This is a genomic window from Polaromonas sp. YR568, assembly GCF_900116715.1.
In the GTDB taxonomy this organism is placed as follows: domain Bacteria; phylum Pseudomonadota; class Gammaproteobacteria; order Burkholderiales; family Burkholderiaceae_C; genus Polaromonas.
On the sequence record NZ_FPBM01000002.1, the window covers coordinates 470,176 to 496,965 of the forward strand.

At 63.9% G+C, this 26,790-nt stretch carries 23 protein-coding genes; 15 read left to right on the forward strand and 8 right to left on the reverse strand.

The features are described 5' to 3' along the window. Window positions 1-53 precede the first annotated feature (53 nt). The gene (locus BM408_RS06530) at window positions 54-1,691 is read left to right on the forward strand and encodes an ABC transporter substrate-binding protein (protein WP_092128118.1); all 1,638 of its coding nucleotides are present in this window, start codon (window positions 54-56) and stop codon (window positions 1,689-1,691) included. A gap of 91 nt (window positions 1,692-1,782) precedes the next feature. Here BM408_RS06530 and BM408_RS06535 read toward each other — a convergent pair whose 3' ends face one another. Continuing rightward, window positions 1,783-3,480 carry a thiamine pyrophosphate-binding protein gene (locus tag BM408_RS06535; protein ID WP_092128120.1) on the reverse strand — a complete coding sequence of 566 codons (1,698 nt, stop codon included), beginning with the start codon at window positions 3,478-3,480 and terminating at the stop codon, window positions 1,783-1,785. 156 nt (window positions 3,481-3,636) lie between these two features. Continuing rightward, entirely contained in the window at window positions 3,637-3,945 is a 309-nt protein-coding gene (locus BM408_RS06540) for a UBA domain-containing protein (RefSeq protein ID WP_092128122.1), read from the reverse strand. Between the two features lie 141 nt (window positions 3,946-4,086). On the opposite strand from BM408_RS06540, the gene BM408_RS06545 reads away from it, so the two are divergent. The 8 genes from BM408_RS06545 (at window position 4,087) to BM408_RS06580 (ending at window position 12,317) form a co-directional block, all read left to right on the forward strand. Further along, window positions 4,087-4,734, forward strand: coding sequence for a TetR/AcrR family transcriptional regulator (locus BM408_RS06545; RefSeq protein WP_092128124.1), 648 nt, complete (start codon window positions 4,087-4,089; stop codon window positions 4,732-4,734). Between the two features lie 147 nt (window positions 4,735-4,881). Next, window positions 4,882-5,655, forward strand: coding sequence for an ABC transporter permease (locus BM408_RS06550; RefSeq protein WP_092128126.1), 774 nt, complete (start codon window positions 4,882-4,884; stop codon window positions 5,653-5,655). An 84-nt stretch (window positions 5,656-5,739) separates the two neighbouring features. After that, window positions 5,740-6,747 carry an ABC transporter substrate-binding protein gene (locus BM408_RS06555; protein WP_092128128.1) on the forward strand — a complete coding sequence of 336 codons (1,008 nt, stop codon included), beginning with the start codon at window positions 5,740-5,742 and terminating at the stop codon, window positions 6,745-6,747. Between the two features lie 18 nt (window positions 6,748-6,765). Then, window positions 6,766-7,545, forward strand: a complete 780-nt coding sequence (locus BM408_RS06560; protein ID WP_092128130.1) for an ABC transporter ATP-binding protein — start codon at window positions 6,766-6,768, stop codon at window positions 7,543-7,545. Between the two features lie 12 nt (window positions 7,546-7,557). Further along, the gene (locus BM408_RS06565) at window positions 7,558-8,988 is read left to right on the forward strand and encodes an enolase C-terminal domain-like protein (RefSeq protein ID WP_092128132.1); all 1,431 of its coding nucleotides are present in this window, start codon (window positions 7,558-7,560) and stop codon (window positions 8,986-8,988) included. Window positions 8,989-9,030: 42 nt separating this feature from the next. Continuing rightward, window positions 9,031-10,194 carry a Gfo/Idh/MocA family protein gene (locus BM408_RS06570; protein ID WP_092128134.1) on the forward strand — a complete coding sequence of 388 codons (1,164 nt, stop codon included), beginning with the start codon at window positions 9,031-9,033 and terminating at the stop codon, window positions 10,192-10,194. A gap of 10 nt (window positions 10,195-10,204) precedes the next feature. Further along, window positions 10,205-11,425, forward strand: a complete 1,221-nt coding sequence (locus BM408_RS06575) for a dihydrodipicolinate synthase family protein (protein WP_092128136.1) — start codon at window positions 10,205-10,207, stop codon at window positions 11,423-11,425. Window positions 11,426-11,438: 13 nt separating this feature from the next. Then, a complete protein-coding gene (locus tag BM408_RS06580) occupies window positions 11,439-12,317 on the forward strand; it encodes a sugar phosphate isomerase/epimerase family protein (protein WP_092128138.1) in 879 nt (292 codons plus the stop codon). An 18-nt stretch (window positions 12,318-12,335) separates the two neighbouring features. On the opposite strand, the gene BM408_RS06585 is transcribed toward BM408_RS06580, so the two are convergent. Beyond that, window positions 12,336-13,154 carry a MipA/OmpV family protein gene (locus BM408_RS06585; RefSeq protein ID WP_254774725.1) on the reverse strand — a complete coding sequence of 273 codons (819 nt, stop codon included), beginning with the start codon at window positions 13,152-13,154 and terminating at the stop codon, window positions 12,336-12,338. Window positions 13,155-13,261: 107 nt separating this feature from the next. Continuing rightward, complete coding sequence (locus BM408_RS06590) at window positions 13,262-14,518, reverse strand: MFS transporter (RefSeq protein ID WP_092128143.1); 1,257 nt, start codon at window positions 14,516-14,518, stop codon at window positions 13,262-13,264. Window positions 14,519-14,635: 117 nt separating this feature from the next. Between BM408_RS06590 and BM408_RS06595 the strand changes: the two genes are divergently transcribed. Beyond that, complete coding sequence (locus BM408_RS06595; protein ID WP_254774726.1) at window positions 14,636-15,484, forward strand: AraC family transcriptional regulator; 849 nt, start codon at window positions 14,636-14,638, stop codon at window positions 15,482-15,484. A gap of 266 nt (window positions 15,485-15,750) precedes the next feature. After that, on the forward strand, window positions 15,751-16,503 hold the full coding sequence (locus BM408_RS06600) for a CAP domain-containing protein (protein ID WP_175541710.1): 753 nt from the start codon (window positions 15,751-15,753) through the stop codon (window positions 16,501-16,503). 13 nt (window positions 16,504-16,516) lie between these two features. On the opposite strand, the gene BM408_RS06605 is transcribed toward BM408_RS06600, so the two are convergent. Together BM408_RS06605 and BM408_RS06610 are read right to left on the reverse strand one after the other, a co-directional pair. Next, the gene (locus BM408_RS06605; RefSeq protein ID WP_371326993.1) at window positions 16,517-17,146 is read right to left on the reverse strand and encodes a hypothetical protein; all 630 of its coding nucleotides are present in this window, start codon (window positions 17,144-17,146) and stop codon (window positions 16,517-16,519) included. Window positions 17,147-17,162: 16 nt separating this feature from the next. Further along, a complete protein-coding gene (locus tag BM408_RS06610; protein WP_092128148.1) occupies window positions 17,163-18,599 on the reverse strand; it encodes a coniferyl aldehyde dehydrogenase in 1,437 nt (478 codons plus the stop codon). A 136-nt stretch (window positions 18,600-18,735) separates the two neighbouring features. On the opposite strand from BM408_RS06610, the gene BM408_RS06615 reads away from it, so the two are divergent. The 4 genes from BM408_RS06615 (at window position 18,736) to BM408_RS06630 (ending at window position 23,390) form a co-directional block, all read left to right on the forward strand. After that, a complete protein-coding gene (locus tag BM408_RS06615; RefSeq protein ID WP_092128541.1) occupies window positions 18,736-19,836 on the forward strand; it encodes a DNA alkylation repair protein in 1,101 nt (366 codons plus the stop codon). Between the two features lie 176 nt (window positions 19,837-20,012). Further along, on the forward strand, window positions 20,013-20,501 hold the full coding sequence (locus BM408_RS06620; RefSeq protein WP_092128543.1) for a CreA family protein: 489 nt from the start codon (window positions 20,013-20,015) through the stop codon (window positions 20,499-20,501). Window positions 20,502-20,611: 110 nt separating this feature from the next. Continuing rightward, window positions 20,612-22,510 (forward strand): PAS domain-containing hybrid sensor histidine kinase/response regulator, encoded by a 1,899-nt coding sequence (locus BM408_RS06625; RefSeq protein WP_092128545.1) that lies wholly within the window; start codon window positions 20,612-20,614, stop codon window positions 22,508-22,510. Window positions 22,511-22,676: 166 nt separating this feature from the next. Further along, complete coding sequence (locus BM408_RS06630) at window positions 22,677-23,390, forward strand: YebC/PmpR family DNA-binding transcriptional regulator (protein ID WP_092128150.1); 714 nt, start codon at window positions 22,677-22,679, stop codon at window positions 23,388-23,390. Between the two features lie 157 nt (window positions 23,391-23,547). Here the strand turns inward: BM408_RS06630 and clpB are convergent, their stop codons facing one another. Together clpB and BM408_RS06640 are read right to left on the reverse strand one after the other, a co-directional pair. After that, window positions 23,548-26,148 (reverse strand): ATP-dependent chaperone ClpB, encoded by a 2,601-nt coding sequence (gene clpB, locus BM408_RS06635; RefSeq protein WP_092128152.1) that lies wholly within the window; start codon window positions 26,146-26,148, stop codon window positions 23,548-23,550. A gap of 129 nt (window positions 26,149-26,277) precedes the next feature. After that, window positions 26,278-26,763, reverse strand: a complete 486-nt coding sequence (locus tag BM408_RS06640) for a molybdenum cofactor biosynthesis protein MoaE (RefSeq protein ID WP_092128155.1) — start codon at window positions 26,761-26,763, stop codon at window positions 26,278-26,280. Window positions 26,764-26,790: the final 27 nt, after the last annotated feature.

Consider the following 26,790-nt stretch of genomic DNA (forward strand, 5'->3'; position numbering starts at 1 on the left):
TCTGGCCGCAAGCCCCGCTGCATCGCAGCATTAACCTCCAAAGGGATCGTCAAATGATTCAGACCAAACCAAGTGCAAGCCGGCTACGCCCGGTCAAGCGCGCATTGCTGTGCGCCGTCGCCCTGCCAGCGCTGCTGGCACTTTCACCCGTCTCCGCAAAGACGCTGGTGTTCTGCTCTGAAGGCAGCCCGGAAAACTTCTACCCTGGCGTCAACACCACGGGTACGTCGTTTGATGCCAACGAACCCGTTTACAACCGCCTCGTCGAATTCGAATACGGCGGCACCAAGGTCGTCCCCGGCCTGGCCGAAAAATGGGACATTTCCGCCGACGGCCTGACCTACACCTTCCACCTGCGCAAGGGTGTGAAATGGCACGCCAGCAACAAGGCCTTCAAGCCGACGCGCGACTTCAACGCCGACGACGTGCTGTTCATGTTCGAACGCCAGTGGAAAGAAGACAACGCCTTCTTCAAGGTCACCAGCCCCAACCACTCCTACTTCAGCGACATGGGCATGCCCAAGCTGCTGAAATCGGTGGAAAAGGTCAACGACCTCACCGTCAAGATCACGCTGGACAAGCCTGAAGCGCCGTTCCTGGCCAACCTGGCCATGCCTTACGCAGCGGTTCAGTCCAAGGAATACGCCGACGCCATGCTCAAGGCCGGCACGCCCGAGAAAATCGACCAGGACCCGGTCGGCACCGGCCCCTTCTACCTGGTGCAGTACCAGAAAGACGCGATCATCCGCTACAAGGCTTTCCCACAATACTGGGGCGGCAAGGCCAAGATCGACGACCTCGTGTACTCGATCACGCCTGACGCATCGGTGCGCTGGGCCAAGCTGCAAAAGGGTGAATGCCATGTCATGCCCTACCCCAACCCCGCCGATCTGGACGCGATCCGCAAGGACCCGAACGTCACCATCGTCGAGCAGGCCGGCCTGAACGTGGGCTACCTGGCCTACAACACCACCAAGAAGCCGTTTGACGACGTGCGTGTGCGCAAGGCCATCAACATGGCCATCAACAAGAAAGCCATTGTTGACGGCGTGTACCTGAGCACCGGTGTTGCCGCCAAGAACCCGATCCCGCCGACCATGGCCGCGTACAACAACGCCATCAAGGACGACGAGTACAACCCCGAAGCCGCCAAGAAATTGCTGGCCCAGGCCGGTTTCCCCAACGGCTTCACCACCGACCTGTGGGCCATGCCCGTGCAGCGCCCATACAACCCGAATGCCAAGCGCATTGCCGAGTTGATGCAGGCTGACCTGGTCAAGGTCGGCGTGACCGCCGAGATCAAGAGCTTCGAATGGGGTGAGTACCGCAAGCGCCTGCAGGCCGGCGAACACCAGATGGGTATGCTGGGCTGGACCGGCGACAACGGCGATCCTGACAACTTCATGTACACCCTGCTCGGCTGCGCTTCGGCCCAATCCGCCAGCGGTTCCAACATCGCCAAGTTCTGCTACCAGCCTTATGAAGACCTGGTCCTGAAAGCCAAGACCGTGACCAACCCTGCAGAGCGCATCAAGCTCTACCAGCAGGCACAGGTCATCTTCAAGGAACAGGCTCCCTGGTTCACCATCGCCCACGCGGTGCAGCTCAAGCCCGTTCGCAAGAGCGTGATCGGCTACAAGAACAGCCCGTTCGGCCGCCACAACTTCTACGCTGTGGACATCAAGGAGTAATCCTTTCAGGGCTCAGGCGGCTTCTTCATGAAGCTGCCGCCATGAAAAAGGCCGGGGTGACCCGGCCTTTTTTCTTGCCCGGTTTTGTTTTTCAACGCTTCAGGGCGTTTTCCGTGATCGCTGACAGGGTGCCGCGCGTCGTGATGACTTCCGGATCCAGCGTCACCTCAATCACCGTGCCCTCCTTGCGTGCCAACGCCGCCAGCAGCTCCGCTTCAAACTCTGCCGTGCGCGTGATGCGCACACCGGCGTAGCCGTAGGCCCGCGCCAGCGCGGCGAAGTCCGGGTTGTTCAGGCGTGACCCACTCTCGTGCCTGGGGTACTCCCTTTCCTGGTGCATGCGTATGGTGCCGTACATGCCGTTGTTCAGCAGCACGATGATGCTTTTCGCGCCGTGCTGCACGGCCGTCGCCAGCTCCTGGCCGTTCATCAAAAAGTCGCCGTCACCCGCGATGGTGAAGGCCGTCCGGCCGGTCGTGATGGCCGCCGCGATGCCTGCCGGCACGCCGTAGCCCATCGCGCCCACAGTCGGCGCCAGCTGCGTCTTGTGGCCCTTGACCAGGCCGTGGTGCTGGAAGAAGCGGTGCACCCAGCTGGCAAAGTTGCCCGCGCCGTTGGTCAGCACCGCATCGGCGGGCAAATGCTTTTTCAAGAGGCCGACGATGGCCGGCATGTCGATATCGCCCGGCAGGTTGGCCGTTGCCGTGGGCTTGAGGTTTTCCAGGTAGTCCTCGTTCGCGGAGGCCGTCCAGGCCTCCCAGGCCACGGTCACCGGCGCCGTCAGCACTTCCAGCGAGCGCGCGGCCGCATTCATGGTGGCGTTGATGGCCAGGTCGGCCTGGTAGACGCGATTGAGCTCTTCGGCACTGGCATGAATGTGTACCAGCTTCTGCTTGGGCCGGGGTGCTTCGAGCAGCGTGTAGTTGCCGGTCGTCATCTCGCCCAGGCGCGGGCCGATGGCAATGATCAGGTCGCTGGCCTTCACGCGCGCGGCCAGCTTGGGGTTCAGGCCAATGCCCACATCGCCGGCATAGAGCGGGTGGTGGTTGTCAAAGGTGTCCTGGAAGCGGAAGGCATTGCCCACCGGCAGCTTCCAGTTTTCGGCAAAGCGCTGCAGCGCCTGCGCCGACTGCGGTGTCCAGCCGCCACCGCCCGCAATCACCAGCGGGCGTTCGGACTTCAGCAGCATCTCGCGCAGCGTGCGCAGCGAGCCGGGGTCGCTCCAGGCCTGCACGGCCTCCACACGCGGCAGCGGCTGCGCGGCTGTCATGCGGGTCAGCATGTCTTCGGGCAGCACCAGCACCACCGGGCCCGGGCGGCCATTCATGGCGGTAGCAAAGGCGCGCGCCACGTATTCGGGAATGCGGTCGGCCTCGTCGATGCGCTCCACGCGCTTGGCAAAGCCCTTGGTGCTGGGGCCGAAGAAGTTGGCGTAGTCCACCTCCTGGAAGGCTTCGCGGTCGCGGCAGTCGCTGGCCACGTCACCTACCAGCAGCACCATGGGGGTTGAATCCTGGAAGGCAGTGTGCACGCCGATAGACGCATTGGTGGCGCCCGGCCCGCGCGTGACCATGCACACGCCCGGCCGGCCCGTCAGCTTGCCGTGCGCCTCGGCCATAAAGGCCGCACCGCCCTCCTGCCGGCAGGTGACAAACTGGATCTTGTCCTGGCGCGCATGCAGGCCGTCGAGCACCGCGAGGTAGCTTTCACCGGGAACACCAAACGCATGGGTAACGCCCTGGGCCAGAAGGCAATCGACGAGAAGGTGGCCGGCGAGTTGAGATGTCATCTGCTTATTGTGCCGCTGGAATGGGCACGGCCACAGCGCCTGAATGTTGAGTGCTCTTCCCATACCAACATGAGCCGCGGAGCCGGCTTTGCCGGGCCGCAGGGCGGGCGGCCCCTCGGGGGGCAGGGAGCTACACGAAGTGAGCGACCGTGGGGGCTATTCAGGCGTAGCCGCGTCGCCATCACCGCCACCTGCCTCCAGGGCCTGGCGGGCAAGTTCCTCGTCGGTCAGCGGAGGGGCGGCTTCCAGCGCGGCCAGTTCGTCGAGAAACTCCTGAGTAGGCTCTTCATGCTCGAGCAGCACTTCCTCCAGCTTTTGCCGGCCGGTTTCGGCGTGGACCGAGGGCGAAACCAGGACGGTGGGCGGCACGGGGAATTTTTCGCCAAGCTCAAACTTCAGCGCTTCGGACTTCTCTTCAACCCAGTGCGCAAAATCGCCGTCTTTGGGGGTGTTCGAATTGCTCATGGCAGGCCTCCTTGGCTTGGGCGGCTTTGGCGCGAATGGCCAAGGCCTGATTCATTATGAAGCGGTAGCGTGCAGAACGAAAGTGTGGACTGTGGCAACGAGGGACTTGCTTTAATTCACCAAACAGTTAAATTTGCAATCATGTCAGCCGCCCCTGCATCAGCGCCAGAACCCCGCTCCCGCGACGCCGACCGCTCACAGCAAACCATACTGCTGGCCGCGCGCGACGAGTTTGCGCGCTACGGCCTGGCGGGCGCGCGGGTGGACCGCATCGCCGAGCGGGCCGACATCAACAAGCGCCTGATCTACTATTACTTCAAGAGCAAGGACGACCTCTTCCTCGCGGTGCTGGAGAACACCTACGCCGACATCCGCGCTGCCGAGCAAAAGCTGCACCTCGATGAAATGGACCCGGTCGAGGCCATCCGTGAGCTGGTCTCCTTCACCTGGCATTACTACCTGGAACACCCCGAGTTCATCTCGCTGCTCAACAGTGAAAACCAGCACAATGCGGCGCACCTGAAGAAGTCCGCCCGCATCCAGGAAATGAACTCCCCGCTGGTGCAGATGCTGGACACCGTGCTCGAGCGCGGGCGCCGCAAAGACCTCTTCAGGGCCGGCATAGACCCGATCCAGCTCTACATCTCGATTGCGTCCATCTGCTACTTTTATCTCTCCAACAACCAGACGCTTTCCACCATCTTCGGGCGCGACCTGCGCGCACCCAAAGCCATGGCGCAGCGCCTGTCGCACATGACGGACATGGTGCTCGGCTACGTCATGCGCTGAGCACGGCAAGCACCGGCGGCGCAGCCCCGGGATTTCCCTAGGGGCCGTTGACAGACCCTGCCACAGCCTCAACAATTCACCATATAGTTACATACGGACGTGCCGGTCCTCGGCGCGGCGCCGCATGGGCGACAAGGAGACTTCCCGATGCTGCGCAAGCTGCTGCTGTTACCGGCGCTCAGGCCTTTCCTGCTGATCATCCTGCTGCTGGTGCTGTGGGACGTCGCCATCCGCATCTTCAAAATCCCGGCCTACCTGATTCCCCGCCCCGAGGAAGTCGTGCGGCAGTTGTTCTCCGAATGGAACAACCTGCTCAAGCAAAGCTGGAAGACCACCCAGGCCACCTTGGGCGGCTTCGCGCTCACCATCGTTATCGGCATCCCGCTGGCCATGGTGATCGCCTACTCGCGCCTGGTCGAGTCGTATGTCTACCCGCTGCTGGTGTTTTCGCAAAGCATTCCCAAGGTCGCGATCGCGCCGCTTTTTGTCGTGTGGTTCGGCTTTGGCATCTTTCCCAAAATCATCTCGGCCTTCCTGCTGGGCTTTTTCCCGGTCGTGGTGTCTACCGTCATGGGTTTCAAGTCGGTTGAGCCCGACATGCTGGACCTGGCGCGCTCCATGGGCGCCAGCCGCCTGCAGACCTTCTTCAAGATCAGCCTGCCGCAGGCCCTGCCCGCCATCTTCAGCGGCCTGAAGGTGTCCATCACGCTGGCTGTTGTGGGCGCTGTGGTCGGTGAGTTCGTCGGCTCCAACTCGGGCATCGGTTATGTGCTGCAGGTGGCCAACGGCAACTTCGATTTGCCGCTGATGTTCGCCGCGCTGGTCGTGCTCTCTTCCATCGGCGTGCTGCTGTTTGCGGCCATCGACCTGGCCGAACGGCTGGCGATTCCCTGGCATGCCTCGCAGCGCCAGGTGTTCTGAGCCTGCTCTACCTCGTTTCAGTTCACGTTTTCATTTCAGTTCCCCTCGTCACGTTCCATCACCGGCAACCCCAGGAGACACATCATGAAGATCCGCATTTCCCCTCTGCTCACCGCCGTCGCCGGCGCCTTGATGCTGGCCATGGCGCCCGCGCAGGCGCAGACCAAGGCGCCCGAAAAAGTCACGCTGATGCTCAACTGGTACCTCTACAGCGAGCACGCACCCTTCTTCCTTGGCAAAGAACGCGGCTTCTACGCCGAAGAAGGCATAGACCTGGACATCCAGGAAGGCCGTGGCTCGGCCGTCACCGCCCAGGCCGTCGCGGCCAAGTCGGCCACCTTCGGCTACATCGACGTCACCACCATGATCAAGGCCGCCGCCAAGGGCGCGCCGCTCAAATCGACTGGTGTGCTGTTCCAGGTGAGCCCCATGTCGGTCATGGGCTTTGCCGATAAAAACATCAAAACGCCCAAAGACATCATCGGCAAGACAGTCGCCACCACACCGGGCGACTCCATGTCGCAGATGTGGCCGCTGTTCCTCAAGGTCAACAACATCCAGGCCGACCAGGTCAAGATCGTCTCGGGCGACGGCCAGACCAAGCTCAATGCCGTGATGAACGGCCAGGCCGACCTGTTGCTCGGCTACGTGATGGACCAGGCCATCAAACTGCAGGACGCCACCGGCAAGCAGGTCTACCCCATCCGCTTTGCCGACTCGGGCATCAACCAGATCAGCTCCGGCATCATCGCCAACAAAAACCTGCTGACCGAGAACCCCGACCTGGTCAAACGCTTTATGCGTGCCTCCACCCGCGCCGCCGAAGCCGCAGAGAAAAGCCCTGAAGCCGCCGTCGATGCGATGCTGAAAGCCAACCCCAAAGCCGGCGTGCGCGACACCCTGATCGTCGGCATGAAACAAAGCGTGGCGCTGTACCACACCAAGGAAACCGCCAACCAGCGCCCTTTCCGCGTCACCATGAAAAACGTCAGCGACTCGCTGGACCTGCTGGTGCAGTACGGCGGCATGGACGCCTCCACACGCGGCAAGCCAGAAGACTACGTCAGCCTCGACTTCCTCCCCGCGAACTGAAGAAGGCCTGCCGCATCCATGCCCAACGACCACCTGATTGAAGCCCGCGGTGTCTCCAAGACCTACCAGACCAAGGACGGCCCCGTCGAGTCGCTCAAGCCGCTCGACTTCTCCATCCGCGAGGGTGAATTCATCTCGGTGGTCGGGCCCTCGGGCTGCGGCAAAAGCACGCTGCTGAAAATGGTGGCCGGGCTGCTGCCCATCTCGGGCGGCACGCTCACCCTGGCGGGCAAACCCATCAACGGGCCGCAAAAAGACGTGGGCATCGTCTTCCAGAGCGCGGTGCTGCTGGCCTGGCGCACGGTGCTGAAAAACATCCTGCTGCAGGCCGAGATGCGCCACATGCCCAAAGAGCAGTCACTGGCCAAGGCGATGCAGCTGATCGAGATGGCGGGCCTCAAGGGCTTTGAAAACAAATACCCCTGGCAGCTCTCGGGCGGCATGCAGCAGCGCGCCTCCATCTGCCGAGCCCTGCTGCACGACCCGTCGGTGCTGCTGATGGACGAGCCCTTTGGCGCACTGGACGCGATGACGCGCGAGAAGATGAACCTGGAGCTGCAGCGCATCTGGTCGGCATCGCAAAAAACCGTGCTGCTGATCACCCACAGCATTCCCGAGGCGGTGTTCCTGTCAGACCGCGTGATCGTGATGAGCGAACGGCCGGGTGCTATTGCCGCCATCTATGACATTGACCTGCCGCGCCCGCGCACGCTGGACATGATGGGCTCGCCCGAATTCGCGGTGTACGCCAAAAAAGTGCGCGCGCATTTTTACTCGCAAGGCACGCTGGACCACTAACGGGCTCGCACCATGGACGAACCCCTCCGCTTCCGGATTGACGAGATCCGCTTTTCCGAGCGTGATGTGGTGCTGCGCCTGCCATTTCGCTTCGGCGCGGCCACCGTCACCTCGTGCCCGCAGGTGTATGTGCAGGCGCGCATCCGCTTTGCCGACGGCTCCACCTCGCAAGGCGTGGCCGCGGAGATGATGATTCCCAAGTGGTTCGACAAAAACCCCGCTTTGTCGAATGAAGACAATTTCAAGCAGCTGCGTGACGCGCTGAAGGCAGCACGCGCCGCCTACTGCGCCGACGCCACCAACCGCACCGCCTGGCAGCATTTCGCGCAGCGCTACAAGCCGCTGCTCAAAAGCGCGGAGCAGGCCGGGCTCAACCCGCTGGCGGCCAGCTATGGCCCCGCCCTGCTGGACCGCGCCATCCTCGACGCTCTGCTGCTCAAGCTGGGCTGCAGCTTTGCCGGCGGCATGAGCGCCAATGTGGCTGGGCTGGACGTGCGCGGCAGCGGCCTGGCGGACGACCTCAAGGGTTTCGACATGGCGCGCTTTTTGTCGCTGCAAATGCCGCGCAAGCAAATCGCGGCCAGGCATACCGTGGGCCTGGCCGATGCCATCTACTCCGCGGACCGCCCCGCAACCGACCTCACCGACGGCCTGCCCACTTCGCTGGCAACCGTGATTGCCCGTTACGGACACCGCGACTTCAAGATCAAGCTGAGCGGCGACACCGAAGCCGACATAGCGCGCCTGACGGCCATCAGCCAGGTCACAGAAGGCCTGGCGCGCCTGATCACGCTGGACGGCAACGAGCAATACGCCAGCGCCGACGCGTTTGCGGACTTCTTCACCCAGCTCACGTCCGACCCGCAGTTGGCCCCGCTGGTGGAAAAAATTGCTTTTGTGGAGCAGCCCCTGCACCGCGACCAGGCGCTGGCGCACAACGTCTCGGCGATCGCAAAACACATCCCGCTGCTGGTCGACGAGTCAGACGCCACGCTGGACGCCTTCGTCAAAGCCAGGCCGCTGGGCTACACCGGCGTGTCGAGCAAAAGCTGCAAAGGCTTTTACAAATCCATCATCAACGCCGCACGTTGCGCCGAGTGGAATACCAAGGCGCCCGGCGCACCCTACTTTCTCTCGGGCGAAGACCTCACCATGCAGGCCGGCCTGGGCGTGCAGCAAGACCTGGCGCTGGTGAGCTGGCTGGGCCTGTCGCATGTGGAGCGCAACGGCCATCACTACGTCAACGGCCTGATGGCAGCGCCCAAGACCGAGCAGCAAAACCTGCTGCTGGCGCACGACTCGCTCTACGAATACAGCGCCGACGCCGTGCGGCTGCGCATCAAGGGCGGGCAGATCGCGCTGGGCTCGCTCGACTGCCCGGGCTTTGCCACCGGCCAGGCCGGCGGAAATATTTCGTGGGACGCCATGCGTTCCGTCTACTGAAGCCAAAAACACCACCACCCTATAAGGCAAAAGGAACACACCATGAGCACACAAACCCTGGGCATCATCATGCACGGCGTCACCGGCCGCATGGGCATGAACCAGCACCTGATCCGCTCCATCCTGGCGATACGCGCGCAGGGCGGCGTGCTGCTGTCCAACGGCAACCGCGTCATGCCCGACCCCATCCTGATCGGCCGCAATGCCGAGAAGATGGAGGCACTGGCCAAGGCCCATGGCGTAGCCCGCTGGGGCACCGACCTCGACAAAGCGCTGGCCAACCCGGGCGACACGGTGTTCTTTGACGCCGGCACCACGCAGATGCGCCCCACCCTGCTGGCCAAGGCGATACGCGCCGGCAAGCATGTGTACTGCGAAAAACCGATCGCCACCAACCTCAACGAGGCTGTTGAGATTGCCCGGCTGGCGGAAAAGTCCGGCCTGAAACACGGCGCCGTGCAAGACAAGCTCTTTTTGCCCGGCCTGCGCAAGCTCGACATGCTGCGCCGCGCCGGCTTCTTCGGCCGCATGCTGTCGGTTCGGCTGGAGTTCGGTTACTGGGTGTTCGAAGGCGACCTGCAGCCCATCCAGCGTCCGAGCTGGAACTACCGCAGCGAAGACGGCGGCGGCATGATTCTGGACATGATGTGCCACTGGCGCTATGTGCTGGACAACCTGTTCGGCGAGGTCAAATCGGTCTCGTGCATAGGCGCCACCCACATTCCCGAGCGCTGGGACGAAGCCGGCAAACCCTACAAGGCCACCGCCGACGACGCGGCCTATGCCACGGCGCAACTTACAGGCCACAACGGTGAGCCTGTCATCGCCCAGATGAACATGTCCTGGGCCACACGCGTGCGCCGCGACGACCTGGTGACCTTTCACGTGGACGGCACGCACGGCTCGGCCGTGGCAGGCCTGTCGAGCTGCCGCGCCCAGTCGCGCGTGACCACGCCGCGCCCCGTGTGGAACCCGGACGAGAAGCAGATGATGAATTTCTTCGACCAGTGGCAAGAGGTGCCGGACTCGCAGGTCTACGACAACGGCTTCAAGATCCAGTGGGAGCACTTCATCCGCCACGTGGTCGAAAACGAGCCCTACCGCTGGACGCTGCCCGAAGGCGCAAAGGGCGTGCAACTGGTCGAGGCGGCCCTGCAAAGCTGGAAAGAGCGGCGCTGGGTTGACGTGCCGCCGCTCAAGGTCTGAGGGATTCGCCATGGCACTCACACTCACCTTGCCCGGCACCGCAGGCACCGGCGGTAGCGGCGGCCTCAAGCCCTACACGCTGCGCGGCAGTGCGCCCGTCAAGCCCGCGCCGGGCACACGCTTTAACCGCATCGCCTACTCCGCCGCGCACGTGGTGGCCGACCCGCTGGCCGCCGTCGACCCATGGCTGGCCTGCGCGGTCGACTGGGACGCCACCATTGGCTACCGGCGCCACCTGTGGTCGCTGGGCCTGGGCGTGGCCGAAGCCATGGACACGGCCCAGCGCGGCATGGGCCTGGACTGGCCGACCTCGCTGGAGCTGATCCGCCGCTCGCTGGACGCCGCCAAAGACATGCCGGGCGCGCTCGTCGCCTCCGGCTGCGGCACCGATCACCTGGTGCTTGACGACGTCAAGACCGTCGACGACGTGATACGCGGCTACGAAGCGCAGATGGAAGCCATCGAAAAACTGGGCGGCAAACTCATCGTGATGGCCTCTCGCGCGCTGGCCCGTGTGGCCAAAAGCCCGGCCGACTATGAACATGTGTACGACCGCATCCTCAGTCAGGCCCGCCAGCCGGTGGTGCTGCACTGGCTGGGCGACATGTTTGACCCGGCGCTCGCCGGCTACTGGGGCAGCCCCGATACCGACCGCGCCATGGACACGGCGCTGGGCATCATCCAGGCGCATGCGGGCAAGGTCGACGGCATCAAGATCTCGCTGCTCGACAAAGACAAGGAGATCGCCATGCGCCGCAGGTTGCCAGCAGCAGGCGACAGTGACGGTAAAGGCGTACGCATGTACACAGGCGACGACTTCAACTACGCCGAGCTGATTGCCGGCGACGGCGTGGGCAGTGCGGCCAACCAGCAGCAAAGCGACGCGCTACTGGGCATCTTCGACGCCATCGCGCCCGCCGCCAGCGCGGCGCTGGGCGAGCTGGCGGCCGGTAACACCGAGAAGTTCCACGCCATTCTTGGCCCCACGGTGCCACTGTCGCGCCATATCTTTGCCGCACCCACTCGTTTTTACAAAACCGGCGTGGTCTTTATGGCCTGGCTGAACGGCCACCAGAGCCACTTCACCATGGTGGGCGGGCAGCAAAGCACGCGCTCGCTGGTGCACCTGGCCGAGCTGTTTCGCCTGGCCGATGCGGCCAACCTGCTGGAGCAGCCGGAGCTCGCCGTACGGCGCATGAAAACCCTGCTCGCCCTGCACGGCGTTGAATGATGGCGCCCATCCAATGAGAGATTTTTCCCAGGACCACCGTTGGCTGTCCATCAACACCGCCACGGTGCGCAAGCAGCGCGGCATAGAGCAACCGCTGCCCGCCATCATCGAAGCCTGCGTGCAGCGCGGCATCACGGCCATCTCGCCGTGGCGCGACCAGGTCGCGGCCGCCGGCCTGCCTGCTATTTCAAAACTGGTCAAAAACCACGGCCTGAAGTTGTCCGGCTACTGCCGCGGCGGCATGTTTCCCGCAACTGATGCAGCCGGCCTGAACGCCGCCCACGACGACAATCGCCGCGCCGTCGATGAAGCCTGCGAGCTGAACGCCGCCTGCCTGGTGCTGGTGGTGGGCGGCCTGCCCGGCGCCTTGGCGGGCAAGGCCGCGCACAAAGACATCGCGCTGTCGCGCAGCCAGGTGCATGACGGTATCGCCACCTTGCTCGAATACAGCCGCGCCGCAGGCATGCCGCTGGCGATTGAACCTTTGCACCCCATGTATGCGGCAGATCGCGCCTGCATCAACACCATGGAGCATGCGCTTGACGTGTGCGATGCGCTTGACCCCGCGCGCACAGGCGCGCTGGGCGTGGCGGTGGATGTGTACCACGTCTGGTGGGACCCGAAGCTTCAGGCGCAGATTGAACGCGCCGGAAAAAACAGGCTGCTGGCTTTTCACGTGTGCGACTGGCTCACGCCGACAGCTGACTTGCTGAACGACCGCGGCATGATGGGCGACGGCGTGATCGACATCCCGAAAATCCGCGGCTGGATGGAGGCGCAGGGCTTTGCGGGTTACAGCGAGGTGGAGATTTTTTCGTCAGCCAACTGGTGGCAGCGCGATGGCGGCGAGGTGCTGGACACCTGCATCGCGCGGCACAAAACAGCGGTCTAGATCTAGCGCCGCTGCTTTCTAGCGGAAGCGGTAAGACACCGCGATATACCCGAAGTCCTGCGTGCGCCGGCTCACCAGCGGGCTGTTGTGCACCGAAGAGTCCAGCCACTTGCGGCGCACCTGCATGGTCAGCACCCAGGGGTCGCCCAGCTTCACATCCACACCCAGGCCGAGCACCGGCGAGGTTGAGGCGCCGGCGTTATAGGCGCCAAAGCCACTGGCCGCCGACTCTGCCGGCGTGACGCCGTAGAGGTAGTTGTTGTATTTGGCGTTGCTGTATTCCAGCCCGACCTGCGGAAAGAAAGACCAGTCACCCACCTTGAACTCAGCTGCGTAGGTGGCTTCGAGCAAGGCGCCGTGCGATTTGTTGGCGTCTACAAAGGCGTTCAGAAAGAGGCCGCCGTAAGGCGTTTCCTGGAAGGTGCCTATGCCCAGCGGAATCGGCGTCTTGCGGTCTTTGAGGCCCGACAGCGCCGCCGTGTCGGCGCGCCAGCCGTCCTGGCTGATGCGGCCGGCAACCTCCAGGTAGCCGTAGCCGAATTTCACCGTCTTCAGGCTCAGGGTGTCTACCCGCGCGGCAAAACGGCCGTAGTCGAAGAAACCATAAGGTAAAAGGCGCGTCTCGCTGCCTTTGCTGCGGATCACGCTTTGTGTGCCGTAGACGGCGCCGCCCACATCGCCCGTCAGCTGGTAGGTGATGGGGGCGATCTGCGCGTTCGCCCCTCCCGATGCCAGCCCTGCGGACAAGACCACGCCCAGCAGGCCGGCGGCATGCAGGGCGGAAACAGCAGAAGTTTGGCGGCTAGAAGGGTTCATCGCATCACGGACGAGAGTCATGCAAATCAGTATATGACTCTGCCCCTAAAAATGCACTTTTGCGACGCGTTGACCCCAAAACCGTTGCTGCCGCGCACAAAGGTGCAGGCTCCTCAGCCAGGTAACGGTCAGACGGCCGTCGGCATCTGCCCCGCCACGGGCAGCGCCGTGCGGCGCACCTTGCGCACATTGAAGGCGCTGGCAATCAGCACGCACTGCATAAACGCCAGCCCCAGCAGCACCCCGCGGTACTGGCCATGGTCCATCATGGCGCCAAAGATCAGCGGCGACACGGCCTGGCCGATGTCCAGCCCCGCATACACCACGCCATAGACACGGCCCGAAGCGTTTTCGGGCGTCGAGCGCTTGACCAGCAAATCGCGCGACGGCCCTGCGATACCGGACGCGAAGCCCATTACGCCAAACAACACCGGCACCAGCCAGGCTGCAAAGTTGCCCACCGCCAGCAATATGGCGGCGATGGCCGCCACGCCAAAACCAATGCCCACAATGCGCTCGCAGCGCGTTGGGTCCGAGGCCAGGAAGCCGCCCATCACCATGCCGCCGGCCGCACACACCATATAGATCGTGAGGCATGTGGCCACCAGCGACAGAGGCACTTCATGCAGATGGCGCGCGGCTTCAGGCGCAAAGGCCTGAACCACGCTGAGCACGATGGCGTAGAGGAAAAAGAAGGTAAAACACATCCAGACGGCCGGGATTTTCAAAAAGCCCAGAGAGCTGTCTGCCGCCGGTGCGCCCTTCACAGGCGCCGCCACGGTCAGCGTGAGCTTGTCGCGGTTAAACACCAGCACCGCCAGCACCGCAAAAGCCAGCACACCCGCGCAGGCCAGCGCCACACGCCACGAAAACGCAAAGGTGATCGGCACCAGCATGGCCGGGGCCAGCGCCCAACCCAGGCTGCCGGTGATGCCGTGCACGCTGTAGGCATGGCCCAGGCGGGGCGGGCTGACTTTGCGGTTGATCAGCGTGTAATCAACAGGGTGGAAAACGCCGTTGCCGATGCCGGCAATCACCGCAAAAAAGGCCAGCATCCAGTAGCTGGTGCTGACGGAATAACCAAAGGCCGCCACGCCCAGCAGGCTGAGCCCGCCAAACAGGATGGGGCGCGGGCCGAAGCGGTCGACCACAAAGCCCGAGAGCGCCTGCACCGCGCAGGAAACGACAAAGAAAATCGTCATCAGAAAGCCCAGCTCGGCGTAGCTCACGCTGAATGCCTCCTTGAGCCAGGGAAACAGCGGCGCCAGCAGCAACTGACTGAAGTGGCTGATCATGTGCGCCGTGCCGACCAGGCCGATCACGCTCGCGTCCTGCTTGAAAGAGACTGCCGCAGCGGGTGAATTCAGGGTGCTTGAAGTATTCATGCCGCTATCGTAGTATTGGCCTTGTCTGCCGAAATGCGACAAAAAGCCATGATTCATCGAATTTCAGACAAAACACTCAAACCGCCCCGCCAGGCCTTGCGGCCGGCGCACCGGCCCATGCTCCGCAATGTCAGCGCCAGTCTGCTGGTGCCGCTGGGCGACACCGGCAACTTCACGCCCAGCCCGGCGCGGCCGGTGTGCGTGCGGTCCCGCTCCCTGCTGGCCGATACGCACTTCGAGCCGCATTCGCATGCCTGGGCACAGCTGGCCTATTGCGCCACCGGGGTGCTGCAGGTCACCGCCGAAAGCGGCATGGACGGCAAGGAAGCCGGCAGCGAAATCAGCTACATCGTGCCGCCCTCGCGCGCCGTGTGGATCGCCCCAGGCGCCCGCCATCACGTCACCGTGCTGGAGGCCGCAGAATTCCGCACGCTCTACATCGACGCCAGCGCCACGCCGCCCGGCTGGAGCGGCTGCCGTGTGCTGGTGGTGTCGCCGCTGCTACGCGAATCGATTCACGCGCTGGACACCTCCGCGATAGAGCGGCCCCTCACCGAGTCGCGCGAGCTGCTGCTCAGCGGCCTGGTGCTGGACGAGCTCGCACATGCCGACACCCAGGCGCTGGGCGTGCCCATGCCGCACCCGCAAAACGGCGACAAGCGGCTGCGCGCCCTGTGCGAGGCCGTGCTGCGCTCCCCAGCCGAGCGCGCCACGCTGGCCGAATGGGCCGCGGCAACCGGCGCCAGCGAGCGCACAGTGGCCAGGCTTTTTCGCGACGAGCTGGGCCTGAGCTACCAGCAATGGCGCCAGCAAGCCATCCTGGCGCATGCCCTGCCCCTGCTCACACGCGGCCAGCCAGTCAGCGCCGTCGCGGCAGCCAGCGGCTATGCCAGCGACAGCGCGTTCTCCGCAATGTTCAAAGCCGCCATGGGGCAGTCGCCCAGCCACTTTCAGGGGAGAAATTAGCACCCCCGTCCAAGCTCACTTCGTGTAGCTTGTTCCCCCCTCAAGGGGGCGGCGCCTGGGGCCGGCGAAGCCGGACCCTCGGCCCCCACTGGCGAGATACCTCCTCTGGCTATCATGGGTCGATGCACATCCTCGGCACAGAAATCACACAACAAGGCCTGCGGGGGTGCGCCGCCGGCTGCATCGTATTTGCCACGTGGCTCACCGCAGCCAGCCCGGTGCATGCACAGTCGTCAACAACAAGCCACTCCACACTGCTGCGCGCATTGAACACCTTACGCCAGCAAGGTTGCGACAAAAGCACGCCGCCTGTCGGCCCGCTGCGTGAAAACGCCGCACTGTCGCGCGCCGCAGCGCTGATCGCACGCGGCAGCAAGCTTGATGCCGCGCTGAAGGCTGCTGGCTACCGCGCGATACGCGCCACCGAGATCACGGTGCGGGGCCCTGCCGGCGCCGCGGCCCTTAGCCCCAAATCGCTGGGCAAGACATGCCGCTCAGCCACGACTGACGAGCTGCAGGACGCCGGCTTTCACCAAAGCGGCAGCCAGACCTGGGTGGTGATGGCAGTGCCCTTCTCGCCGCCCGATGCGGCACTGGCCGATGATGTCGAAGCGCGGGTGCTGACGCTCGTCAATGCGGCGCGTGCACGGCCACAGCGCTGCGGCAGCCAGTCTTTTGCGGCGGCGCCGCCACTGCGGCTCAACCCTGTACTGCAAAACGTGGCCAGCGGCCACGCCGCCGAGATGGCGCGTTACAGCTACTTCAGCCACACCGGCCGCGACGGCAACACGGTAGACGGCCGCGCCACCCTCGCCGGTTACCCCTGGCGCCAGATCGGCGAGAACATCGCCGCCGGGCAGATGACGGCAGACACCGTCGTGCGCGGCTGGATCAACAGCCCCGGCCACTGCGCCAACATCATGTCGCCGGCCTACAGTGAGATGGGCGCGGCTTTTGTAGCGAACCCGCAAAGCAGCATGGGGATTTACTGGGCACAGGTGTTTGGGTCGGCGCGCTAGCGCGACTCGCGGCTCATAGGCCTTCTGCGGCCTGCCACACAGTCTGCTTCACCAGCGCCGCATGCCACGCAAGAAACCTCCTGCGGTGGCTTTCAAAAGGTTCGGCCAGCGGGGCCCGCGGATCCTGGCTCAAGCCATAGGCCATGCCTTCTACAAACCACTCGGGCTTGAACAGCAGTCCCAGAGTACCAAGCCGTTCAGCTTGCAGATAGTGAATCAGTTCGTGGCGTACGTAGTAGGGCTTCCACGCGCCCGGGCCTATCACCGTACCGAAAGTTGCCAGAGTGACCGCCGAGCGTGCGCCCAGGCCAAAGGAATCCGCGCAAGCCCGGGAGGCGCAAAAGATGACCCGTGGCCGGCCATGGATCGACTCCAGCAGCGGCGTCACAAAAGCCAGCCCTTCTGCGTATAGCTCGTTCGCCTCCCGAAAGCGCGCCGCGTCGTCCACACACACGGAAGCACTCAGGCACGAAACACCGGCGGCTTCAGGAAGGATGACGCGCACTGGCTTGACGAAAAACCACGCGGCCACCGCAATGATGATCGGCAGGGTCAGAAGCCGGACTTTCCATGAAGGGCATATCGATTGCATGCGCGCGAGCTTACAGGCTTGGCCGCACGACGCTTCAAAGACGCCGTTCAAGCTACCGCGCCAAAGCCTAAATCAAGCGCTTGAGCAAACCCATTACCTGCTCAAACCGCTTGCCATACGGTGGGTAAAACAGATCACCGCGCGCCCACTTCGACTGCACCATCACCGGCTTTTGCTGCGACAGGCGCAGGAAGCCCGCCTCGCCGTGGTACGAGCCCCAACCGCTTTCACCCACACCACCAAAGGGCAGGTTCTCGTGGGCGATGTGCATCAACGTGTCGTTCACCGTCACGCCGCCGCTGACCGTGTTGGCCAGCACATGGTCGCGTGAGCCGGTGTCGGTGCCGAACCAATACAGCGCCAGAGGGCGCGGCCGGCCGTTGATGTAGCCGATGGCAGCGTCCAGCGAGTCGTAGGTCAGCACTGGCAGGATGGGGCCGAAGATTTCTTCGCTCAGCAGCTTTGAATGTGCAGGCGTGTCGAACACCAGCACCGGCGCCATCTGGCGCGACACAGCGCTGACGTTGGCCGCGCCCGGGTTCACGGTTTGCAAACGCGCGCCCTCGCCTTCGGCCTGCGCCAGCAGGGCCTGCAGGCGCTCCAGGTGACGCGGGCTGATGATGGCGGCGTAGTCGGGGTTGCCTGCGATGCTGGGAAACAGCGTGGCCACCGCGCGGGCAAAGGCTTCACCAAACGCCGTCTCGCTGCCCTTGGGCAGCAGCACGTAGTCGGGCGCGATGCAGGTCTGGCCGGCGTTGAGCAGCTTGCCATGCGCGATCTTGATGGCGGCCTTGTCGATGTCGCAGGACGCGTCGATGATGCAGGGCGACTTGCCGCCCAGCTCCAGCGTGGTCGGCGTGAGGTTGGCAGCGGCGGCTTCTGCCACCTTGCGGCCCACGGCGGTGGAACCGGTGAAAAACAGGTGATCAAACGGCAGGCCGGCAAATTCGGCGGCAAGCGCGCCGTCACCCTGCACCACACACAGCTCATCTGGCGCAAAGGATTGCGCGATTAATTTGGCCAGCAGGGCCGAGGTCTGCGGCGTGAGCTCGCTGGGCTTGAGCATCACGCGGTTGCCCGCGGCCAGCGCCGTAATGACCGGCCCGAGCGAGAGCTGCACCGGGTAGTTCCAGGGCGACACCACGCCCACCACACCCAGCGGCTGGCGCTGCAGGTAAGCGCGTGACGGTTGCAGGTACAGCGGCGTGCCAACCTTCACAGGCTTCATCCACTTCGCCAGGTTCTTCAGCGTGTTTGACAGCAGCGAGCGAAGCACAAAGATGTCGGCGATTTCGGTGAGCTGCGGCGAGCGCACGCCGAAGTCGGCATTGACGGCCTGGGCCAATGCGTTGCCGTGTTCATCCAGCAAGGCGCGAATGCGCAGCAGGCGATCACGGCGCAAGGCCAGCGGCACCTCGATCTGAGCGCGGCTGGCGCGGTGCTGGGCGTCAAACAGGGCCTTGAGGCCGGCAGGGTCAGTGGCAGGGGATGGGCTGAAAGTCATCGTCCGATGATAGGGAAGGCCCTGGCGCCCCGGTAGAGGCAGGACTCCAGCGGAGCTGCGGGTTGACCCTGAAACAGGGCAGTTATTGGCTTTTCTGGTGGCTGCACCGGGGGGCGGGCTGGCAGAATCAGTCGCCATGTCCGACACCGCCGCCCCCGCCCTCAAAAACATCTTCGATCCCGCCCGCTTGCGCCATATCGCGGCGGAAACCGCAGCTGTCTACCCGCGTTTTGACAGCAAGGAATTCCTCAAGCTTGCGCTAAAAGACTTGGACGATCTCTCGCTGATGCAGCGCCTGCGCCGCACCAGTGAATGCCTGCACGCCACGCTGCCGGCCGACTACCCCAAGGCCATCGCCATCCTGCGCAAGCTGGCGCCGCGCATCAACAGCGGTTTTGTCACCCTGGTGCTGCCCGATTACGTGGGTTTGTATGGGCGCGATGACTTTGAGACATCGATGGACGCGCTGAAGTTTTTCACCGCCTTTGGCAGCTCGGAATTTGCGATACGCGAGTTCATCCGCCAGGACCCGGCGCGCACGCTGGCCGTGATGAAAACATGGGCCAAAGACGAGAGCGACCATGTGCGCCGCCTGGCCAGCGAAGGCAGCCGCCCTCGCCTGCCCTGGTCTTTCAGGCTGGATGCGCTGATGGCTGACCCGGAGCTGGCCGCACCCATCCTGGAAACGCTCAAAGCCGACAACAGCCTTTACGTTCGCAAGTCGGTGGCCAACCACCTCAACGACATCACCAAGCTGCACCCCGAGTGGGTGCTTAAACGCCTGAAAAGCTGGCCGCTGGATAACCCGCACACCGCCTGGATCGCCCGGCACGCCCTGCGCACCCTGATCAAGCAGGGCGACAAACAGGCGCTGGGCGTTATCGGCGCCGGCAAAAAGGCGGACGTCAGCATCAGCGGTTTTAGCGTCAGCCCGAAAAAGCTCACCCTGGGCGAGCGGCTGGAGCTGTCGTTCACGCTGCAATCAAACTCACGCCAAAGCCAGCGCCTGGTGGTGGACTACGCCATCCATTACGTCAAAAAGGCCGGCAGCAGCTCGGCCAAGGTCTTCAAGCTCAAGGAGCTGACGCTGGCCGCCGGCGAGAGCGTGCAGCTGTCGCGCAGCCAGGTGGTGCGGGACTTCACGACACGCGTGCACCACGCGGGCCGGCACGAGGTGGACATCATGGTCAACGGTGAGCGCCTGGCGAGCGGGTTCTTTGAGCTTTTGAAGCCCTGAGCCCAGCTCTCGCGGCGCTCAAGGCGGTGACAGATACACAGATAAACACAAACTGGCGGCGCACCCCACCCGCGGCTTTTGTACATTAGAAGCCCGGGCCGCACGAAGCCCACGCCAGTCATACACACCAGGAGGGATACGCCATGACCACCCAATCCAGTTTCGGAGCCACATCCATGCGCCGCCTGCGCCCCGCGTTCAGCGCGCTTTGCCTGACCGGGTTCCTGTCTGCCTGCGGTGGCGCCGTCGGCGAAGAAGTCGGCGCGGTCGACACGGTGTTCAAATTCATCGGCCCCGACCACAAGATCGTGGTGGAAGCCTACGACGACCCCAAGGTCAGCGGCATCACCTGCTATGTCTCGCGCGCCAAGACAGGCGGGCTCAAAGGCGCGTTCGGCGTGGCCGAAGACAAGGCCGAGGCGTCGATCGCCTGCCGGCAGACCGGCATCATCATCTTTGGCGCCAAGCCGCTGGAAAAGCAGGAAGAGATGTTCAGCGAACGCATCTCGCTGGTCTTCAAAAAGCTGCGCGTGGTGCGCATGGTGGACACCAAGCGCAATACCCTGGTCTACCTGACGTACTCGGACCGCGTGATCGAAGGCTCGCCGCAAAACAGCGTGACAGCCGTGCCGGTGCCTGCGGGCACGGTGATCCCGGTGAAATAACCGCGTCCTGCCGCTTTGGCGGCGCGCCCGACGGTCAGTATGGGCAAGACCACATCCGGTCAGGCTATCCGCCTATGGCCCCGGCAGGGCATGCTGGTTATTATGTTTTGATGCCCCTCACCCCGAATCCCCCCGCGGAACAACCCGTCACCGACCGCTTTCGCCTGCTGGTGGATGCGGTTCAGGATTACGGCATTTTTATGCTCGACACGGTGGGAAACGTGGTCTCGTGGAACACCGGCGCCCAGCGCCTGAAGCAGTACCGGCCCGAGGAAATCATCGGCCGGAATTTCTCCACCTTCTACCCGCCCGAAGCCGTCGCCGCCGGGTGGCCCGCCGAGGAATTGCGGCGCGCCGAGAAAGACGGGCGCTTTGAGGAAGAAGGCTGGCGCATCCGCAAGGACGGCAGCCGCTTCTGGGCCAATGTAGTGATTACCGCGCTCAGGGGCCCGGACGGCAAGCTCGAAGGCTTCGGCAAGGTCACGCGCGACCTGACCGAACGCCGGGCCCATGAAGAAGCGCTGCGCGAGAGCGAGCAGCGCTTCAGGCTCATGATTGAAGGCGTACAGGACTACGCCATCTTCATGCTCAGCCCCGACGGCGTGATCGAGAGCTGGAACAGCGGCGCGCAGCGCATCAAGGGCTACAGCCCCGCCGAAGTCATCGGCAAGCATTTCAGCCTGTTTTACCTCCCGGAAGACCTGGCGGCCGGCAAGCCCCAGGCCGAACTCAAGCTGGCTTTGGCCCAGGGCCGGGCCGAAGAAGAAGGCTGGCGCGTGCGCCGCGACGGCTCGGTGTTCTGGGCCAATGTGGCGATAGCACCTGTTTACGACGCGGGCCGGGTATTGCGCGGCTTTGTGAAAGTGACGCGCGACATGACCGAAAGGCGGCGCCTCTACGAGCTGGAAAAGTCCAGCAAGCGCATGAGCGAATTTCTGGCCATGCTGGCGCACGAGCTGCGCAACCCGCTGGCGCCCATCCGCAATGCCGTCACCATCCTGCAGCTGGAGCCCTCGCCCAGCCCGCTGGTGCGCAGCAGCCGCGACATGATTGACCGGCAGCTCTCGCACATGACGCGCCTGGTCGACGACCTGCTGGACGTCGGGCGCCTGACCACCGGCAAGATCCGCTTCAAGACGGAACAGGTGTCTTACAACCAGGTGGTGGCCCGCTCCATTGAAGCTGTGCGGCCCCTGATGGATGCGCGCAGGCACCGCCTGACTGTGGATGTCCCCACGGCGCCCATGCTGGTTCAGGGCGACGCCACGCGCCTGGCGCAGGTGTTGCAGAACCTGCTGATCAACGCGGCCAAGTTCACGCCCGAGGCGGGCCAGATCGAGCTGAAAGTCTGGCAGGACGGCACGCAGCTCTACACCACGGTGAGCGACAACGGCGCGGGGCTGTCGCCCGAAGCGCTGTCCCATATCTTCGAGCTGTTCGCCCAGGGCGATGCGCAGACGGCCGCGCGGGAAAGCGGGCTGGGCATAGGCCTGACGCTGGCGCGCTCGCTGGTCGAAATGCACGGCGGCACCTTGAGCGCCGAAAGCGAAGGCCCGGGCCGCGGCAGCCGGTTCTCGTTTTTCCTGCCGAATGCGCAGCTGGCCGCTGGCAGCGCCAACGACCAGCCCGGCAAGGAGGCCGGCGCGACCATCATGGTGGTGGACGACAACAAGGACGCCGCCAACAGCCTGGCCGAAGTGCTGCGGCTGATGGACTGCCAGGTAAAGGTGGCCTATGACGGCCCCGCCGCCCTTGAACTCTTTCGCAAGCAGCCGTCGCAGGCCATCTTGCTGGACCTGGGCATGCCGGGCATGAATGGCTACGAGGTGCTGAGCGCCTTGCGCGCCCTGCATGGCGGCGAACGGGTGACCGTGGCGGCCCTGACAGGCTTCGGCACCGACGAAGACAAGCAGCGGGCCCTGGAGGCGGGCTTTGACGAGCACCTGACCAAACCGCTGGACTTTGCGGTTTTGCAGACCTTTTTGCAGACGGCCGGACTGGTGGTCTGAGGCGCATTTGAGGCGGGTTTGGGGCGGGTTTGGGGCGCCCCTCCTTGATGGGTGTATAACCGGAGCCCCGGTCCTGCGGCGTAGCCCGCTACCCTCTGCACGGCCGGCCACTTCATACAACAAAGCCAGGCGCCCGAAGGCGCCGCAACACCAAGGAACATCAGACATGGGCGCGCAATGGAAAGCAAAAGGCAAAGAACTGGCAGCCAACGCCAGGGGCCGTCTCTTTGGAAAGCTCGCCAAGGAAATCATGGTCGCGGCGCGCAATGGGGCCGACCCAGCCTCCAACGCGCGCCTGCGGCTGGTGGTGGAGCAGGCCCGCAAGGTCTCCATGCCCAAAGACACGCTGGAGCGCGCCATCAAGAAAGGCGCCGGGCTCACGGGTGAATCGGTGCACTTTGAGCACGTAATTTACGAAGGCTTTGCGCCGCACCGCGTGCCGGTGATGGTCGAGTGCCTGACCGACAACCTCAACCGCACGGCGTCTGAGGTGCGGGTGCTGTTCCGCAAAGGCCACCTGGGCACCTCCGGCTCCGTCAGCTGGGATTTCGACCATATCGGCATGATCGAAGCCGAGCCGGCCGCTGCGGGCGCAGACCCGGAACTGGCCGCCATTGAGGCCGGCGCGCAGGATTTTGAGGCGGGCGAGGAAGAAGGCACGACGCTGTTCATCACCGATGCGGTCGACCTGGATCTGGTCAGCCGCGCGCTGCCGGCTCAGGGCTTTACCGTGCTGTCGGCCAAGCTCGGCTACCGGGCCAAGAACCCGATCGCCCCCGCTTCGCTCAGCGCTGCCGAGCTGGAGGAAGTGGAAGCCTTTCTGGCCGCCATCGACGGAAACGACGACGTGCAGAACGTGTTTGCGGGCCTGGCGGGCTGACCCGGGGCGATTCGCCACTCAAGCGGCGTCCGGTAGCCGCTATCAATTTAGTAGCTGCTTACGCTACTGCTTATTGGGTTGAAGCCCGATTTGATGCCTGAAAAAGGCCTGTTTTTTGCAAAACAGGCCTTTTTTGCGTTTTGAAGCGGCCCGCCCCTCAGTGCAGGGTCTTTTCAAACCGGAACACGCCGGGGTCGCGGATCGGGTCCACGTCCACCGGGATGGTGCTCTTGGGCGGGAAGCGCCCTTCCAGCAGCAGCTTGCTCAGCGGGTTCTCAATGCGCTGCTGGATGGCGCGCTTGAGCGGCCGGGCACCGAACACCGGGTCGAAGCCGACCTTGGCCAGCTCGGCAATCGCCGCTTCCGACACATCCAGCGTCAAATCCATCTTCTGCAGGCGGGCCAGCAACACCTTGAGCTGGATGCGCGCGATGGACTCGATGTTCTTCGCGTCCAGCGCATGGAACACCACCACCTCATCGATCCGGTTCAGGAACTCGGGGCGGAAGTAGTTCTTGAGCTCGTCGGTCACCGCGTCCTTGATCTCGTCCGTCGGCTTGCCGACCATGGACTGGATGATGGGCGAGCCGATGTTGCTGGTCATCACGATCACCGTGTTCTTGAAGTCCACGGTGCGGCCCTGGCCGTCGGTCAGGCGGCCGTCGTCCAGCACCTGCAGCAGCACATTAAAGACGTCAGGGTGGGCTTTTTCGACCTCGTCGAGCAACAGCACGCTGTAGGGCTTGCGGCGCACGGCTTCGGTCAGGTAGCCGCCTTCTTCGTAGCCGACATACCCCGGAGGCGCGCCGATCAGGCGGGCCACGGAATGCTTTTCCATGAACTCGCTCATGTCGATGCGGATCAGGTGGTCTTCGCTGTCAAAAAGAAAGCCGGCCAGCGCCTTGCACAGCTCGGTCTTGCCCACGCCGGTGGGGCCCAGGAAGAGGAAGGAGCCGGTGGGCCGGTTCGGGTCAGACAGGCCTGAGCGCGAGCGGCGGATGGCATTGGCCACCGCACCAATGGCTTCGTCCTGGCCGACCACACGCTCGTGCAGCTTGCCTTCCATCTGCAGCAGCTTGTCGCGCTCGCCCTGCATCAGCTTGCTGACGGGGATACCGGTGGAGCGCGCCACAACCTCGGCGATCTCTTCAGCGCCGACCTGGGTGCGCAGCAGCGTGGGCGCGTTGGACTTGCCTTTGTTGGCTTCGCTGGCTTGCGCTTCTTTCAGGCGCTTTTCCAGCTCAGGCAGCTTGCCGTATTGCAGCTCGGCCACCTTGTTGAAGTCGCCCTTGCGGGTGAACTCCTCGATCTGGAAGCGGATGCGGTCGACCTCCTCCATCACGTCTTTGGAGCCCAGCGCCTGGGCCTTTTCGGCTTGCCAGATTTCGTCAAGGTCAGAAATCTCTTTTTGCAGCTTGGTGATTTCTTCTTCAATCAGGCCAAAGCGTTTTTGTGAGGCTTCGTCTTTTTCGCGGCGCACGGCTTCGCGCTCGATCTGCAGCTGGATGAGCCGGCGGTCGAGTTTGTCCATCACCTCGGGCTTGGAGTCCATCTCGATCTTGATCTTGGCTGCGGCCTCGTCGATCAGGTCAATGGCCTTGTCGGGCAGGAAGCGGTCGGTGATGTAGCGATGGCTCAGCTCGGCCGCGGCCACGATGGCCGGGTCGGTGATCTGCACGCCGTGGTGCACTTCGTATTTCTCTTGCAGGCCGCGCAGGATGGCGATGGTTGCCTCCACGGTCGGCTCGCCCACCAGGATCTTCTGGAAGCGGCGCTCCAGCGCGGCGTCTTTTTCGATGTACTTGCGGTATTCGTCCAGCGTGGTGGCGCCCACGCAATGCAGTTCGCCGCGAGCCAGCGCGGGCTTGAGCATGTTGCCGGCATCCATCGCGCCTTCGGCCTTGCCGGCGCCCACCATGGTGTGCAGCTCGTCGATAAAGACAATGGTCTGGCCTTCGTCCTTGGCCAGCTCGTTGAGCACGGTTTTCAGGCGCTCTTCAAACTCGCCGCGAAACTTGGCGCCAGCCAGCAGCGCGGCCATGTCGAGCGAGAGCACACGTTTGCCTTTGAGCGATTCGGGCACCTCGCCGGCCACGATGCGCTGGGCCAGGCCTTCGACGATGGCGGTCTTGCCGACGCCGGGCTCGCCGATCAGCACGGGGTTGTTTTTGGTGCGGCGCTGCAGCACCTGGATGGCGCGGCGGATTTCATCGTCGCGGCCGATGACCGGGTCAAGCTTGCCCAGCCGGGCGCGCTCGGTCAGGTCCATGCAGTATTTCTTGAGGGCTTCGCGCTGGCCTTCAGCGTCGGCGCTGTTCACGCCTTGGCCGCCACGCACCGCGTCAATTGCAGCTTCAAGCGCCTTGCGGGTCAAGCCGTTTTCGCGGGCCAAACGGCCCACATCGGCCTTGCTGTCGGCCACGGCCAGCAGGAAGAGCTCGCCGGCGATGAACTGGTCGTTGCGTTTGATGGATTCTTTTTCAGTGGCCTGCAAAAGCTTGACCAGCTCCGGGCCGACCTGAACCTGGTCCTGGCCTTCGACCTGCGGTAGCTTCTTGACGGCGGCTTCGGCCGCCTGGGAAAGGCTGTTGACATTGACACCGGCGCGCTCAAGCAGCGCGCGCGGGCCGTCTTCCTGGCGCAGCATGGCGGCCAGCAAATGGACCGGCTCGATATAACCGTTGTCGTTGCCCAGCGCGAGCGACTGCGCGTCGCTCAGGGCTTCCTGGAACTTGGTGGTGAATTTTTCTTGTCGCATTAAATTTGACTCCGCAAAGGGCTCGGGGGCTCACTAAGGAGCGGTTGTTGTCGAGTTTGGGGCTTTTGCCCCCCTTTTCAAGTCACCAGAATGCAGTCAACCTGCCCCGCGTCAAACCCGCGGCAGGCCTCAGGCGTTGGAAACGCTGATGCCCCATTTGGCCAAAGCCGCGTCGTCGGTGACGCGCGCGTCCACCCAGCGTGCGCCCTCGGGCGTGACTTCCTTTTTCCAGAAAGGCGCCTGGGTTTTCAGGTAGTCCATCAGGAATTCGCAGGCCTTGAAGCTCTCGCCGCGATGGGCCGACACCACCGCCACCATCACCACCTGGTCCAGCGGCTGCAGCAGGCCGACGCGGTGAATCACGCGGGCGCCAAAAATATCAAAGCGCGACAGGGCTTCGTCGATCATGGCGTCGATGGCCTTTTCGGTCATGCCGGGGTAGTGCTCCAGCTCCATGCTGCTGACGCTCAGGCCGTCATTGCGGTCGCGAACGGTGCCGGTGAAGGTGCAGACGGCGCCAACCCGCTTGTCGTTGGCGCGTAGCGCGGCGACTTCATCGGCGAGGTTGAAGTCGCCGGTGGTGATCAGGACGCGGGGAAAGGGAGACTGGGCCATAGTGGCAATTTTGCCACCGGGCCACGC